General features: G+C 64.2%; 5 protein-coding genes. All 5 read right to left on the reverse strand.

The window, feature by feature from the left end; genetic code table 11:
* Window positions 1-24: 24 nt before the first annotated feature.
* Genes AC56DV_RS29910 through AC56DV_RS29930 form a run of 5 tightly spaced genes read right to left on the reverse strand, consistent with a single transcriptional unit; the run spans window position 25 to window position 16,625 of the window.
* Window positions 25-1,884 (reverse strand): hypothetical protein, encoded by a 1,860-nt coding sequence (locus tag AC56DV_RS29910; protein WP_496317841.1) that lies wholly within the window; start codon window positions 1,882-1,884, stop codon window positions 25-27.
* The gene (locus AC56DV_RS29915; RefSeq protein ID WP_496317842.1) at window positions 1,877-7,453 is read right to left on the reverse strand and encodes a hypothetical protein; all 5,577 of its coding nucleotides are present in this window, start codon (window positions 7,451-7,453) and stop codon (window positions 1,877-1,879) included. Before AC56DV_RS29915 ends, AC56DV_RS29910 begins: the two co-directional genes overlap by 8 nt.
* 13 nt (window positions 7,454-7,466) lie before the next feature.
* Window positions 7,467-10,811 (reverse strand): hypothetical protein, encoded by a 3,345-nt coding sequence (locus AC56DV_RS29920; RefSeq protein WP_496317843.1) that lies wholly within the window; start codon window positions 10,809-10,811, stop codon window positions 7,467-7,469.
* Window positions 10,808-14,221 carry a DUF6603 domain-containing protein gene (locus AC56DV_RS29925; RefSeq protein ID WP_496317844.1) on the reverse strand — a complete coding sequence of 1,138 codons (3,414 nt, stop codon included), beginning with the start codon at window positions 14,219-14,221 and terminating at the stop codon, window positions 10,808-10,810. Before AC56DV_RS29925 ends, AC56DV_RS29920 begins: the two co-directional genes overlap by 4 nt.
* Window positions 14,214-16,625, reverse strand: a complete 2,412-nt coding sequence (locus AC56DV_RS29930) for a S8 family serine peptidase (RefSeq protein ID WP_496317845.1) — start codon at window positions 16,623-16,625, stop codon at window positions 14,214-14,216. The genes AC56DV_RS29925 and AC56DV_RS29930 overlap by 8 nt, the downstream gene beginning before the upstream one ends.
* Window positions 16,626-16,630: the final 5 nt, after the last annotated feature.

Genomic DNA, 16,630 nt, shown 5'->3' on the forward strand with positions numbered 1-16,630 from the left:
CCAATCCTGACGGCAATGACCGGCTCAAGGCTTTTTCGGCACCGGTACCAGCCGATCAAACTGCAAGCCGCTGGAGCCTTCCCCACGCCCAATCCGCTTGGTCGCCCCAAACCAGACAACTACCCGGCCATCTGCCCACCGTGTCCGCTGAAAGGCCTGCGTCAGCTGCACGCCCGAGCGCGGCACCTCCTCCTCGTGCACAAAGTAGGCTTCCTGCGCGACGCGATCCAGCCCTTCTCTGAGCAGGGAAGTCCGCGGCTTGATCTTGTCCCCGGGACCGAGCTGGTTTTCTACGCGGCGCGGCAAACTGGCGCGCTGCAGCTGGATCTGTCGATTGTCGCCGGGCATGTGCACCGGAATAAACGGAATCCAATTCTCGGGCACCGTGTTCATGGTTTCATAGCGTACTTTCGCCTCGTTCACCAGTGCAGGCACGGGTGCCGGACCTCCCGCCAGCCGCTGGAAAAAGCGCAGCGTCTCGGCTGCGGCACCATGGCCCGACCTTCCCACCCCATGCGGTAAGGGAATGGTGTCCTCGATCCCCCACACCATGTTCGCCATTTCGTCGCGCACGATGATCACCTTTTCCAGCGCTTCGCCCACCTGAACCTTGGGCACGGTTGGCAGCATCAGCAAGCTGGTACTGGGGGTGCGCGAGGGCGCAATCTGGTGCTGTGTAAACATGCTCCAGCGCTGCCACTGTTGCTCCGGCGTCTGGCCCGCCGGCTCAATCCACAGCCGCTCGCCAAAGACGTTGCTCACAGCCAGGCCGGCCACATCCGCCACCGTGCCCGCAGGCAGAGGCAGGGGGACAATGCACCAGTCATTGCTATACACAAGTCCAAATTCAAGCATCAGCAGCTTGGCGATATCGGTGGTATCGGGTTTGATCGCGCCAAAATTGACTTTGCGATCTTCGAAGGTCCACCAGCGCGGATTGGCCATCCCCGAGAACTCGACCGAGGTTGGAATGAAACTCTGGATAATCTCAGACTGAACTTCGGGCCGCTGCGCCGGCGCGGCGCCGGCGGGCGCCACGTCGAGCGCATACCAGTCCAGATCGCCCAGGTAGTATTCTTCGGCCGCAAACTCTTTCCGGCCGTCGGCAAGCGGTGCCGAGCACTGAAAGCGATACTCCAGCCGGGCGGGATCCCACGCATTTTCTTCCGGCGTCGCGGGCTGGTCTATCAACTGCTCAAACCACGCGATGAAGCGATCGCCCAACAGGTCGACGGCATCGGCATCCACCCCGCCGATCACCAGCGGCGGCGGCAAGGTGGAAAAATCTCGCGGTGCAGGATGGGCCAGCAGCCATTGATACCAGAGGTAGCCATCCATGGCGCGGCCAGCGAAAGCGGCCTCGTGCTGCCAGGCCTCGGGGTGGGCGCACACGCCTGCCGAAAGCGGCGACAAGGGGTCCGAAGCCGCCACCTTGAACACGGCCTTGAAGCCGGCCGCGAACGGCAATGCGTCCCGTGCCAGCAATTTCAGCCATTGACGGCCCATCAGCAGCCGCAGGTCGAGCGACAGCCGCTGCGCGCCTGCCGTGAAAGCGACAGGCCGCTGTTCGACGCGGCTTTCCAGCGGCATGCTGTCATCGAACGCCTGCTCGGCGCCATCGCGCGGCGCATACGTGGTCAGCTGCGTCGTCTTGATATGCAGCTTGGCAAACACCGGCGAACCCGCATCGTCCCCGATGAACTCGCCCAATTGCCATTGCCGCGCGAGCATCCACAAGGGATCGCGCACTTCCGCACGCAAGGCCCGCGCCATATCATGCGCGCGAGGAATGCCTTCGACCCGCTCCCAACGGGTAATGGAGGGCAGGGTGCGCATCTCCAGCGCAAGGGCCATGTCCAGCGGTGGTTTGAATACATTAGCCATTCAGGTTCACCTTTTTCTCGGCAACAAGAACATCGGCAAGGCGCAGCCCGCTGCTGATCGACATCGCATGCGTCGTAAACGCCATCAAGGTCGCGGGCAGCAAGCGCGACAGCGGTGAAGCGCTGATGTTGCGCGGTTCCACGGCGCGCTTCTTCGCCATGTCGAAGGTTTCGGGAATGGCCAGCTTTAGATCTTCCCAACTCCACTGGCGGCCGGCGCTGGCAGGCGTCACCAGCAACATGCTCTGGGGCGGCTCGTTGTTGGGCCGGTCATAGTGAAAGGCCAGTCCGGCGGTTTCCTTCGTCGCCGGGATCACTTCCGTCCATTCGTCGATCAACAAGCCGCCGACATGGGGCGCGTTCTTGTTGAAGGCACCGCCCGCATAGGCCGCCGTGTAGAGCACATGGTCGCCCGATTTGCTAAGCTCGAAAGCGGCGGGCAGTTCCATCGCCAGCCACGGCTCGGCCGCGTTGAACGGAAACTGCACTGGCACCAGCGACGGTTCCGCCGTGCCGAATGCGCCCGCCAGCAAGACCACATTCTCCCAATCGTGCAGCTTGGGCCGGACGCGCGCGATGCCGTACATCCAGTCGTCCACGGGAAAGTCTCGCGCGGGCAGCAGGTGCGATATCAGTGCGTCCCGTCCGTCGAACGCATTCTGCCATTCGTCGCCGTGATCGGCCGATAGCGTAAATCGTGGAATAATGCGCGCCCCGTCGCCGAGTAAGGCCTTGACGGCGTCCGTGAGCAGTTGTACCTGCACCTCGCCTGCCGCTGTTGCCGCGTCGGCCATCATGTGGTCGGCCTTGGCAATGCGCTGGTCCAGTTCGGTGATGAGGCTCGACGTCAGCTGCTGCATCAAGCCGATCAGCGCGCGTACCAGGTCTTCTTCCGCGGCTGTCGTCTCGACGGCGAGGTCGAGCGCCGCGCGCCCGGGGAAGGTCGCGCTCCAGGCGCTCCACAGTGTCTGGATATCGGCCGCCGCAGATGTGCTCACTGCCCGCACTGCGCCCAGGGCAAGGGCAAACGTGGCACGCTTGGCTTGCACAATCGGCAGATAGAGCACTGGCGTCGCAGGTATCGTGTCGGTGTAGACGGTGGAGATTTCACGTTCTGCGCGCTCAATCGCGTCAAGCTTCATCTGCTCGCTGTTTGCCGGATTCACCGCGTCGACCAGCAGCAGATCGCAGGCGGCGAGTTTGGCCGACCACCGGTTCGCCACCTTGACCGCTGCCGTGCGCACCTGCTGAAACCATTCGCTGCGCGCCCGCAGTATCGATCCAGGGCTGGACAAAGCCACTCCCGCCAGTGCCGCGCGGTGCTGCAAATCCACAAACGAGCTACTTAGCCCGTCAACCGCGCCCACCACCGCGGCGAATGCGGAAGCGGGGAGCGCAAGCGGGTCAAGCGCCCCGCGCAGTACGGCAGCGTCAGTCCTGATTTGCGCTAGCGCTGTCCGCGCGGCGCTCACCCGGCCAGGCGCGATCGCAACACTGCCGTCAACGCTGCGATCAACCTCGTTCGGCATCGCCGGGTCGGTGGGCCGCAGGGGCCTTGAATTGAGCAGCAGCGACCGCAGGCTGGCGGCCAGCGGCGCCACTTCGAAGGCTGACCTTTTCGGTCCGCCAGGCTCGGTGTAGCGGATCAGCACAGACCCATCGGGCGACAGACCGCGTGTGCTGATGATGTGGTTGACGATGCGGTCATCGAGTTCACCCATGGCCTGGTCGCTGCCGAAATCCAGGATGTGGAGCAGGTCGATCGGGCCCAACCCAAGATCCTGCATCGTCACGTCAGCCGGCACCAGCGGGCTAGCCGGTGCACCGTTGCGAAACTCGACGTGAACAACGATATCGGCCACGGGCGGGAAGATATTTCCGAGCCAGCTGTCGATGGCCGGTTCGACCACAGCGCGCACGTTGGCGCCCGCCGCGGCGACCGCATCGACCGGAAGATGCAAGGCCACTCTATGCGTCAACGCGATACCACTGCGAGGCGTACGCACGACATCCGGTTCGGGCGGGAGGGTGCCTTTGCTGCTGGCGTCCATCGCCGCCGCCGCGCGATCGGTGTTCCCCACCATGATCTGATGGACTGCTTCAGAGATGGAAACGTCCGAGATGGCGTCGTGGATATGAAACAGATTCAGCACCTCTTCATCGATGATGCCGCGCTGCGTGGCGTTGGCCGGCTCCAGTGCCTTGCCCCATGGGTAAGTCTTGACGGCGCTGGTGCGCACATGCTCGATCAGCCGCAGGCCATCGCATACATTGCGCGCTTCCACAGCCTGGATGGCGGCATTTTCCGCCTCCGGGTTGGCCGTATCGGCCAGGTGCTTGGATGCCAGTGGAAATGCCTTGCGCACCTGGTAAATGAAGCTGTCCATCTCGGCCTCGTTATACCGATCATGCAGCCGGCGCTCGAACTGGTAGCCCAGCAGCGCCCCCAGTGACTGGCCGTTGCGAATGCCTTCCATAAATTGGATGGCGATGCGCACGCGCGCCGACGACAGGTCGATGGCCAGCAGGTCCGGCTGCGTGGGCGTGGCGTTCGCCACATAGCCGTTGCGTAGCACCGCGGCGGTGCCCGCGTGGTTTAGCGACGGCGCCAGCACATGGCCGGCATTGGCGGCGTCGCGGAACAGGGGAGCCTGGCCGGGTTTGTCGAATACCGCCGCCTCGGCCTCGTTCAAGCGCACGGCGGAGCGCTGGCCCTGGTCCGGCTTCAAGTCTTCCACCCAGCCGTACGCGCCCAGATAAAGACCCTGCCGCCGCGCGCCCACGGCGCCGGATGGACGGCGCATGCGTTGCAGGCGTTCGTTCACCAAGCTGAGCATCCAGGCATCCCAGCGGTAGCTGCACAGGTCAATATGCTCCGAAAAGGCGCGTTCGAGAGCGGCGGTGGAGGCGTGTTCGAGCACCGCCAGCGCTTCGATTTGGGCGGCCAGGGTGCTATTCTGGCCGACTGTGGCCAGCCACTTGGGAATGAACTCCAGCACCGTGCTGTGGGCCGAGCCGGTGATCACAGGCTGCTTTGCGTACAGCATGCCATAGCGGCTTTCGCTGCCTGTTCCCTCGGCAATGTGCACGAAGAGCGGTTCCTTGTACGCGCTAATCCTGTCGGTGGTGAGCAGCTCGTGCGCTTCGTGCAGGTCGAAGGCGGTGCTGTGATAGCCGAGTTGCAAGGCATGCCGCAGTACGTGGTACAACAGCGCGTTCGGGGTTTTTCCCTCGCTGAAGCCGCGCTGCAGCCGCAAATCCTCGAATGCGTTCCTGGCTTTTTCGCGGCACCAGCTCAAGTAATTTTTGCTGTCGGGCGTGCACACAGTCAGTTCGGCCGTCTCGGACAGGGGCGGCACGTCGATTACCGGGCGCTTCATCGGTCCCGCCACTTCCGAGAAGAACTTGGCCGTGATCTCGGGCTCCTTGCCACCGTAACCCAGGTCTTTCAGTATTTGATAAGTCGCCTGCATCTTGTCCCGCATCGAAGCCTCCAGCCTCGCGCGGCGTTTCGATCCCAATTTGTACTCGTTCCAGATGCGCTCGGCGCTATCGAGTATTTGCAGGTGGAATTCAAGCGAGGACGGGTGCAGGCCCATGATGTCAAGCAGTTGCTGCTGCGGCTGCGCGCTGCGCCGGCCCACGCGGTGCGCGTTCAACGCGAACTTGTCCCAATACCGCAGCGCGATCGTGCGCAGCATGTCGCGCAGCGTCATCAAAAATTGTCTGTCCTTGGAGCCAGCCGTTGGCCGGATGACGCTGCCCTCGTCAATCGAGTCCATCCACGTCATGCGGCTGAAGGCGGTCGTGGCCAGGATACCGTACGGTTGCTTCCCTATGCGTACGACGGGAACCGGACCGCATCCGCTGACCCGTTCCACGAAATGCCTGCGTATCCGCGCAATCGTCTCGGCCCCGAATGCGGGCAGCAGCTGGGTATCGAGCCAGTAGCCCAGCGTCGCCGGAAAAAGCGCTGTATTCATGGCGCGCGCCCGCACCTGGTCCAGGCCGTCGGCATTCGGTATCGCTTGCAGCACGGCCGCATCGATGCCAAGCGCTTCCGCCAGGTACAGCCCATCGGTCTTGGTGTAGGGTGAAGTCGCACTTTCGTCAAACTGCTGTTGGCCGGCGGAGGCCATGCACGACAGCGGAAACAACTCGTCGGCTTCTTGCACGCGGGTCCAGCCAGCGGAACCCTGTTCACTGTTGTTGCTTGCCGTGCCTTGCGGGACAATCGCGAACCCGCCCTGGCCGGCCGCATGGTGCGCAAGCAGGTGTTCGAAATCCTGGCGCGATTGCTGCGGATCGGGGGTGAGCCGCACGCCCAGCACATACAGGCGATCAAACCCTTCAGCCGCTTGGCGGGTGCTGAGATCCACACGAAACGCCATGCCAGCCTTGAGCGCCGCGTCAAAATCAGACAACCAGCGCAACTGCTCCGGCATGATCAGCTCACCGCCGGCTTGTTGAAATTGCCCGCTCTGCTCCGCCAGCGGATCAGGCCCCACGGCCAATGGCTGCGTCACCAGGCCGCCCAGCACTTCAAGATGCTCGGGTCCGCTGTCGGCAATCAGCACGAAGCGCTCGGGCAGCAGTGCAGCCTGCGGGGCGCGGGTCCACGCCTGGCGTTTGGTGGCTGCGGACGCGACCGGGGTGAACGCAAGGAACACCGTGGATACTGGCACCACGGCGCGGTCGACGCCGGCGCCTGGCGGATCTTGCGCGTTGAACGGCAGGTAAGTCGTGCGCAGTACCTCGGCGCGCGGCGCACCCACGGCAAGAGTGAGAGCCTGCATGGCGGCGACGAGCGCCGTGGCATTTTTGCCGGCCCGCCATGCCGCGATCCAGTACGCGGCGAGGCTGCTCTTTTCCGCCACATTCGCCAACGGGGCATCGGTCGGAATCGCCAGAATCACCTCGCTCGGGCTGCTGCGCGCTGGCACTGGGTCGGCGTCCGCGAGCGGCTTGTATTGCTGGATCAGGTACAAGGCACGGCCGGCGCCATGCGCCGAGCACAGCTCGCGCCACGCCGACTGCTCGCGTGAGTCCTCGCCGCCTGCAGCCCATATGCTGCACCAGTAGCGCCTGAGATTTTTGACCTCGTTCTCCGACAGGTCGGGTTCGAAGCTGTCGACCAGGCAGTCGTCAGGATAGATGCGAACCAGTAGCTGCCGGGCGGCGCCATTCGGGCCGGCGGCGGAAGTGAACCGCGTTTCCAGCCGCACCGGGAGCAGCAGAACCGGATAATCGGCATCCAGGGCGGCGATGGCGCGGCGTGGGTCGAGCAGCGGTTCCAGCAGCCCGCTGATGCGCGTCCATTCGTCGGCAGAAGCGCGCTTTTCCCCCCTGAGGCCCGCTACCTTGGCTTCGCATTCTGCGATCTCCGCCCGCAGTTGCGCAATCCGCTCGTCCTGCTGGCCGTTGACCGGCGCCACCTTGCGCCCCAGGTTGGCGAGTTGTTCACGCAGCCTGGCCAGTCGCCCGTTTTCCGTCGTCAGGGCGCGCGCGTTTGCATCGCTTTGTTCGCGATGCAAACGCGCGCGCTGCAGGAGCTCATTCAGGTCAGCCATAGATTCCCGTTCCTCATGTTGATGGCAGCATCTCGGCGGCGTGCACCGCCACCAACACCGGCAGCTGATAGAGCACGTACGCCACGTCGGCTGAATTCGTATTGCGATTCCAGCGCACCTGCCTGTCTTCCAGATGCTGCGCCATTTCCTCCGGCCCTTCGGAGGCCGGAGGCGGCGTGGCGAGCGCGTATTCCTGCATCCCCGCGTTGATGCGCAAGATGGAATGGCTGGTGGTGACGTCGGGCCAGGCGAGGTCGCTCCAGCTATTGATCAGCGGGCTGTCGCGGCTGATGTCGAGGCCAAAGCGAGGCTCGCCCGGACGCTCCTTGATCACGAAGAACCAGCCCGCATCGTTGGCGGCCGGATCGCCCTTGGCATCCTTGGCGGTGAGATCGAAACCGAGGAAGGTGATATCGGGATCGACCTTCGCCCCGTACAGCGGGTTTTTCAGTTTGTCCTGCGGCGGATTGCTCTCTTCCTCGGGCGTGAGCGCGATGGGTACGCGAATCTTCGTTTTGTCAATCGTGCCGTCGGGCTTGCGCTGCCAATCGGCCTTGTGGGCGTAGATAACGGCCGTCGGATAGCGCTTCAACAGCTCGCCGCGTATCGATAGCACGACTTCCTCTTTCGGCGGCGAGCCAGGTGGCTGCCGGTTGTCGTGCGCGCCGAGCGCGGAGGCGGAAGGCCACAGGTGCAGTTTCGGAATGTCGTACAGCTTCTCGCGCAGTGCATCGGGCGACAGGCCCGCCGTGTCCTGGTAGCCGCTGACGTCCCAGAACTGGCGGAAGCAGCTGCCCCGTTGATCGGTCGGATATTCGCGCCAGAGCAGTTCACGCGCGAACTCGTGGTTCAAGCCGACCATATAGCTTTCAATGAAGGATTGGTTGGTTTCGAGCAGGCTGATGCTATTGGGCGGAATCAGACCGACGTTGGGCAACAGCAGCTCGCCGCTGATATCCGCCAGCGGCCGGTACATGGGCTGATCGATGCGGGGGTAGGCTTGGGCTTCGACGAAAGTCTCGCGCAAGCCTTCCTTTATGCGGGGCGGAAAAAGAATCGTCTTGAAATAGAAAGCCGGAATCGAACGGGCCGGATCGAGCGTAATGACCGTCTGGCTTGCGGCCAGCGTGATTGCGAGCGGCTTGCGTACCAGCGGCACGTTGGCGCGGCGCGCTTCAATGTCGAATGCAATCGAGGCGCCGAGAGCGTCCTTGAAGCGGGCAGCGGTGGCGTTGTCGGCGCCGTCTGTCGGCGGCACGCTCGCCACGGTGCCAAACACTTCGAGGGTGAAGGTCGGGTCCGGGGGCAGGCTCGCCACATAGTCCGGCCCCTTGGTCCCGGGACGCAGGCTGTCGGCTGCAATGATGGTCGCACCAGCCTGCGTCAGCCAGACGTAGCCTGCCACTGCTGCCGCCGCCAGCAGCAGCGCGATCGGCAATGCGCCGGCAATCAGCAGCAGGGCCAGCACGAGTCCGCCGATCAGAATCCACCGCGGCAGTTTCGGGAAACGCCGCAGCAGGTCGAGCAACCAGGCGGGCACGCTGCTGCCGACATCATCGGCCAGGTCAACGATGGACGGCGCGCCCGGGGGCAGGGCGGGGGCTTGCGCCGTGGTGAGGTTGCCGTCGTTCAGCCCGCGCATGATCTCCGCCGGAATCGATGCGGCGGGCGCCGTGCCGGCGGGGAGCGAGCGAATCAAGCGGCCGGAGGGTCGCAGCATGCGCCGCGCCGTGGGTGCCAGGAAAGCGGCCGGGATGGTGCTGTCGCTGATCGACTTGTGCAGCGTGACTTCATCCATCATCACGCGCTTCGACAGCGGCGCCGAGAGCATCAGCAGGCGCTCGGGCGCCTTCGTTTCGAGTGAGGCGAAATTGCGCGTGAACCAGGCCAGCGACACGGCCTTCGAAAACTGCGCCAGGCGCATCTTGCGGTTCGCTTCGAGTACTTCGCCGATCTGGTCCCAGGCGGCATTCATGTATTCTTCCTGGCGCTTGCGGACCACATCGGTGCCAAAGCCCGCCGCGCTGCGATGGCGCGGATCGAGATTGAGTTCGTGTACCCAGTTGGAGGTGTTCGGCACGGACGAGCCGTCCTGCTGGAGCAGCAATCGCTTGGTCAGCGCATGCCAGCTGCCATACAGTGGCGGAGTGATCAGCGGGTCGGGATCGGTGTCGCCATTGGGCAGAGCGCCGATGTCGGCCGGCACGGCGGGATCGTTATGGGCGTCGAGCGCGGTCCGCGTCGCGTAATCGTCGGCCAGATTGATGAAGGCCGCCAGGTCTTTTTGAAACGGGTGCGGTCGCGGCTCAGCCCAGTCTTCGAAGCGCCTCGCCTCGTCCTTGTCGTGCTGCGGCAGGGTGTCCTCGGGAATGCGCAAGGCGCCGCCCAGCCGCAGGATGCCGTTGAGATCGGGGCCGGCGATGCCCGGCAAATTGCTGCCGGGCTTCTGCACATCGATATCGCGGCGGCCGACGCGCACGTCCATCGGCTGCGGTTTCAGCAACCGCACCAGCGATTCAAAATCTCCCTTGTTGCCAGTCCTGAAATACCAGCGGTGATAGTAGGGAAAGCTGCCTCCGGCCAGATTCGCCCGTTCGGGGTGCGCTTCCGCGGCGCCGCGCATGGCATCGTCGACCTTGGCGACATTCAGTTTGAGCGCGGCCACGCGGCCGGTCTCGAACGTCGGCATCAAGAAGGCATGATAAGCCTTGTTCGGTTCCAGTTGCCGGGGGCAGACGATCCTTGAGAAGGCAAGGTCGCGATTTTCAGCCAGGGTGGCGCGCAGCTTGTCGGCGATGGCGGGGCCGGCGTCGCTGACGATCGTGGCGTCGCCGGCGCCCAGGTTGCGGTTGGCCTGCACGTGCGCCCACGCCCATAATTCCGATCTGACGGGCAGCTTGTTCAAGTCGGCGATGTCGATGAAGGGGGCGGCTGTGTCGCCTTTTCCGTCGGTGAATTCGCCTTCCTCCAGCACGACCAGCATGAGCCAGGGCGTGTGCCGGTGGTTGGCGCTATTGGCCTTGGTGGGCGTGTAGAGCCAGGGGAAATCCTCATCGTAGAATTCGATGTGCGCCAGATTGTTCGGTTCGAAATCCGTGTTCCAGTGGGGTGGCTCGGTCTTGATCAGCGGCAGTTCTTCAATGCCCAGCAGGTCGCCAGGGCCGTGGAGCTGGATCTTGTTGGTGGCCAGATTCATGTCGGGCACGGGCCCGCTGACGCCCTCCGCGCGCAGCGTCAGTTGCACACCAATCGATGCGCGCAGCTCGGGGTTGGGCGTGCTTTCGGTTTGCTGAATGCTCAGGCTCAAGCCCTGGCGCGCCCAGGGCAGGAAGGTGTAGGTGGCCAGTGGATGGCTCATTGTGTTGCCTCCCAAGCGGGGACGACGTCGAGATTGCGTCCAACCAGGGCTTCCGAACCCAGCAGCGTTTGCAGGTGGCCATGCGCGGCGGCGGCACTCGCGAACTCCGTGACGCCACCGATCACGCGATTGGTGTCGCTGTCGACAATGGTGTAGGCCTCGCCCTTGACCTCGATTTTTTCATGCGGGAAGGGGTCGAGCTTGCGTTTATTGTTCGCGCTGATGGCGCACTGTGTGACGGCGCTGCCAGCCAGGTGATGCGCGAACAGGCCGGTGGAGAATATCCCTTTGCGGATGTGGTGCCGGAACTCGCCATCGATGAGCACCACTTCATAGCGCACAATGCGCCGCGCCATGTGGCTCGTTGCCAGTTGCGCGCCGGCGGCGCTCAGCTCCAGGCCACTATTACCCGACTCGTAGGAAGGCCGCGAGAGCTTGGCTGCATCGTCCAACTTGACGAACTGCGACATCGCAAATTTCTCGTGGGCGTCGCCGATCCTGGCCAAGCCGCCGCCGCTCACCAGCAGTTCAAACCGCTTCGCGTCATTGGGCTTTTGCGTGCCGAATTTGTCGAGTCCCAGGGCCAATGGCAGCAGGCGCTGGCTCACCCGCAGCGAGCCAAGTGGATGCATCAGCAGCACATTGGGCGTCTCGTTGGCGGCCCGCAGCGCCACCATCAATTTTCTGCCGGCCGGCAGCGAAGCGGTCCAGTTCTCCTTCTTGTCGAATTCAGCCTGCAGCAGCGGCAGCACCGCAATCGGCGGCAGGGTGGTTTCGGCGCGATCGCCCCAGGTCACGTCGAAGTCGGCGCTGATCTCGAAGAACAGCAGCGACACGTGGCCGGTCCCTCGCGCGCGCCACGGGCTAGGGCCTTCCAGGCTGAGGTCCACCCGCACGCTGAGGACGTCGAGGCCGAACACCTTCAGCTGCAGCGAGATATTGACTTCGATAATGAAGTAAAACGGCGAGAACTGGAACAGGGCGTCGAAGCCGAGGTGGCCTTGGATACCAAAGTCATCGAAGCCGAAGCGGATCTCGGCGGCTGCGCCGATCTGGACGGTATTGCTGGTGACGGCGAAGTAGGCGGTCACCCGTACCAACTGGCTCCCCGTATTGATGATCGTGATCGCCAGCCGGTCCGGGCTGGGAAAGGGCAGCGGCGGCGGCGTGAAGCGCGGGTGAAAACCGCCCACCGACAATACGAATGAGGGATCGTCGCCCCAGCCCAGCAGCAGCCCCATGCCGCCTTCGAGCGTCATGAAGATCAGCCGGCTGTCGAACAGCGTGGCGAAGAAGAACAGGCGCTTGCGATCGAACTCGATGGCGCCAGCAAACGCGACCTGGATGATGATGAGCGCCGCGTCGGGCGTCGGAATTGCGAGGCGCAACACGCCGATGATGGCGATGTTGCCAGGGATTTCGATGAGCACGCCCAGCGACACGCTCACCAGGGTCGGCGTGCCCCAGCCCAGTTTGGCCATGGGGCCGATCAGGAATTTTCCCACGTAGGGCGGAAAGATCGCGCGCAGGTCGCTGATGATGCGTGGCGCGTTGGCGATGATGTCGCCCTGTGGGAACATGATCGAGTTGATCGTCCCGGTGCGCACCCCGTTCACCAGCGGTTCGAGCAGCATCGTGCGGTTCAGGCCGAGCAGGCCGCCCAGGCCGATGAGGGTGAAGCCGAAGCCCAGTTGAATGCCGGGCATGAATTCGACGCTGATGATCACCAGCAGGCTGAAGTTGCTCGATCCGTCGGGCATGCGGGTGGTGATCAGGGCGATGGCGGTGATCGACACCATTTCAAGCAGCTTCAGCTGCAGCACGCCTGCGTATTCTTCATCGTCGGGATTGAAGAACAGGTAGCCGCCGCCGCGGATGGCGCCGGCGTCAATCGACAGACCGACGCCTTGGGGCGGCTTGAATCCCAGCTCGAATTGCACCGGTCCCGCATTGCCGCTGGCGCCAGGCGGCAGCTTGAAGGCGCCTTTCGCGCCCATGCGCTCGACCACCGCCACCAGCGGCCCCAGGCTGAACTTGAGGCCGGCCGACAGTTCGAGCGTCACCGGATCGGGGTCGAACAGGCGGGCGACGAAGCAGATGCTCTGGATCTCCAGCGGCCCCAGCGAAACGTGGGTGGGCAGCAGCACTTCGATTTTTCCGCTGCCCGTGACGGCAAAGCCGTCCCGGTTCAGGCGCCCGGCGAGACTGAATTCCGCTTCGATCGCGCTGGCCGGGATGGCGTTCTGCAGAAAACCGTCGCCGCTCGACAGCGAAATGACAAGCTTCATTCTATCGAGTGCGGCGCTCACCTCCGGTACGACATCGGCAGTGCCGCTGGCGGTGTCGAACGTCACCCGCACGCCGACGCCGGCGCTGATTTGTTCCACTTCGAGCCGCGTGCCGCCGGGCAGGCCGATGATCTGCATTGGACCTGCCGACTTTCTGCCGATGAGCGAGGCATGGGCGTCGGCGCTGATGGTGCCGATGGGGCGCACTTTGAAGTTCCCATTCGATTGCACCAGCCCCTGCAGGCCGGCCGCGTAGGCACCCGCGAAACCGACGTCGAGCGACCACGGTCCGGGAAGGTCGAAAGGCTGGCTCACGTTGTAGCTGGCGGGCAGGCGCAATTCGAAGCCCAGGCCAGGCGGCGTGACGGTGTTGTTTGCCTGCAGCGCAATGATCATCGATTCGAGGATGGGCGGCTGGCCAGGCGCTTCGATCAACATCGCGGGCAGCTTGTAAAACTGCAGGTAGCGCGCGATCTTGCTCAGGAGCGCACGCCCGTCGAAGGCCGGATCGCCCCACTGGTAGAGATCGCGGGCAAGCGCCGCGGGGTCGTCGAACAGATCCACCAGCCGGTTCAGCGCGAAACCACGGTGCACATGCGGCGGCGCCGTGAAGTCGCCCGGCACGCCAGGAGTGATGGTACTGGTCGCGATGCCGGTCAGGTCCAAGAGGGCTGCCAGTTGCGGCAGCTTCTTCTCCAGGGTCCGCAGCGCCGTCAGCTCGACCAGGCGTCCGAAGAAGTTGTTCAGACTGGCCGTAAAATGGGCCTTTTGCGCGGGACTCAGCGTGCCGTCGGCATTCGCCGCCTGTGTTAGCGCCACGCCCAGCTGGTTGGCGCCCGCTGCAAGTTCGGCAATGCGCGCGCCCAGCACGGCGCTCTTGGCGATGATCGCCGGCGCGCTGCCGCCCGAGGATGCCGCCGCTAGATCCTGCGCCGCCGGCGGCAGTGCGCGCGCGGCGGACGACAGGTGCGTCATGGCGGCTGCCACTTGCCCGGCCCATGCGGCCGGAATGCCGATCCCCAGGTCTTGCAGCAAGGCCGGCGAAAGCTCGTCGGCGAGCGGGGACAGGATGTCGGCCAGCTGGGTAAGCAGCTGTTCTATGGTGCCGGCTTGATCAGGCATGTTGCAGCTCTCCCGCTTCGAGCATCTCGACCACCTGGAGCAGTGTCTTGCCCTGAAGCCGCGCCACCCATGGCAAGTTGGCGTGCAGCGCCGCCTGCAGCTCGCGGCTCGCGCAAGTTTCGATCGCCGACACGATGCGGGCGGCACGGATGCTGATCGCTTCCCCCTCGATGGTCTCCGGCAGCGGCACATCGGGCAGCATGGCGCAGCGCACGACGTGATGCAGCAGCAGCGGCCCGTGATTGCGGTGCCACACCACGGCGATGCGCTTGCGCGTGTTGACCAGTGCGCGTGCCTCTTCCCAATGTGCGCGGCCGAGTTCGAAAATGCGCTGGCCGTCGTCGGTGCGCAGCAGGCGGCCCAGGGGCGTACCTTCTCCCAATTGAGGAATCCGCGGAAGCGCCTCGGCCGCATCGATCGCGGCGAATTCGTGCGCGCGCGCACGCGGCGGCGCGGCCCCGCTGACGTTCGGCAGGCCATTGGCGACCAGAGGATCGTTCAGGAGCGCGATCACGTCGAGCTTTCCGTTGCCAAAATCATTGTTGTTGGCTGGGGTGGTGAAACTGTCCTTGCGCGCCCGGGTCAGGAGAATGCTCTTGATTTGCGCGTGCGTGAGCGCCGGATTTCGTTCTAACATCAAGGCGACGGCCCCGGCAACATGCGGCGCGGCCATGCTGGTGCCGTCCATGTCGATATAGGAATCGCAGCAGCAGTCGCAGCAGCAGCCATCATGAAAATCGCGCCGCGCGGCGCAAATGGATTGGCCGGGTGCGCTGATGTCGGGCTTCTGCACGCCGTCGATACGCGGCCCGCGGCTGGACGAATCGGCGATCTTACCCTTGTCCTTGCCGGAGGAATGGTAGTTGCCAACGGTAATGATGCTGGTCGCGCTGCCGGGCGAGCCGACGGTGTTGGCGCGCGACAGGTCGTCGCGAAAGCGCTCGAAGTGCTGTCCCGCACTCAGCCACGCATGGTAGGTGATGGGCGCCGCGCCGGCATTCGTCAACACGATCGTCCAGTCGCCCGGCTGGTTCTGGCCGGCGGCGGCCGAGGTGATGGTGAGAGTGATGCGGCGGCCATTGGCCGCGGCGTTGGGAACGTCCCCAATGATGGTGCATGTGCTGTTTTGCGTCACCTCGGTGAACGTCGCGGCGCCATCGGGCGGAGCGGTATTCGCACCGCCGGATATATTGTTGCCTGGAGGGACAAGCTGGCAGGTGACGCCGGCAGGCGCCGTGAAGCGGATCTCGGCGGTGGTGAGCAGTTGTCCGGTGCGCGTCTGGTTTGGATCCAGGGCGCGCAGATTAAACCTGATCGACTTCGCCACGCCCGAGGCGGCAATCGTGCCGGTTGCGTGCGAGTCGTCGCCCGCCGTGATGGTTTGCGCGCCCGGCTGCTCGTGTCCGCCCTCATTGCCTGCCGACGCCACGAGTACCACCGGTGGCGAACCGGCCGGCCGGGCGGCCAGCCATTGGTCGATCATCTGATCCATCAGATCGGTCCCGTCATGCGGCCCGAGGTTTTGTCCGAGGCTCATGTTGATTACGGCGGGCGTGGTGCCGCCCGGCTGCGCCGCCGCAGTGTCGGCAATGAACTGGATCGCGCTGCGCAGCGCATTGGTGCCGTTGAAGCTATGCTTCACGATGACCAGCGCGGCTTCGGGCGCAACCCCGACATAGGTGTACTCGCCTCTGCAGTTGCCGGCGATCTTGCCATTGCCGGCGGCGATGCTCGCCACGTGGGTGCCGTGCGTGTGATCATTGATGTCGGTTTCCACACGGGGCGTGCCTGCGCCGGGAACAATGATCTGGGTGCTGGTGGCAATTGCCGCTTCGATCTGCGCCTTGGTAAAGGTGACGGCCGGGGTCTGTGTTTGGTCGAGGATTGCCAGGATGCGCGATTTGGTCTGGTCATTGGCTAGCCGGAACACGGGATGAAGAATATTGATTCCCGAATCGATGATTCCGACGACCACGCCCAGCCCGGTATATTTGTTGGGAGCTATGAAAGGGTATTGGGGATTGCGAACGGTGTTGCAGCGGATTTCGGGAATGGAATCGTCGAGTGCGGGCTTGGTCGTCTTTTCGTGATGGATGTGGAGGACGCTGTCGATATCGGCCAGCGCTTCAAGCCGGTCGAGCGGCACGTCGGCCGCGTAGACATTGCCAAACAGGTGGGTGACGCTGAAGCCGGCTTGCGTGAGTTTGCCCGGGTCGGGCTGCAGGAGTTCGATCAGAACGGCTACGACGGGAACGTCGCCCGCGCTCGCGGCCTCGATGCGGGGCAGGGCATCATCGCGCTGGCGGCGCTTCCAATCGACGAGTACCGCTAGCAGGTGCGGCGATATCTTGGAACGGCGTAGCAGTTCCGCTTCTTTTTCACCTTCCGACGCGCCGGACCCCATGTGGA

It is taken from the genome of Massilia sp. BGA-UO-ETr-WB1, from assembly GCF_059567845.1.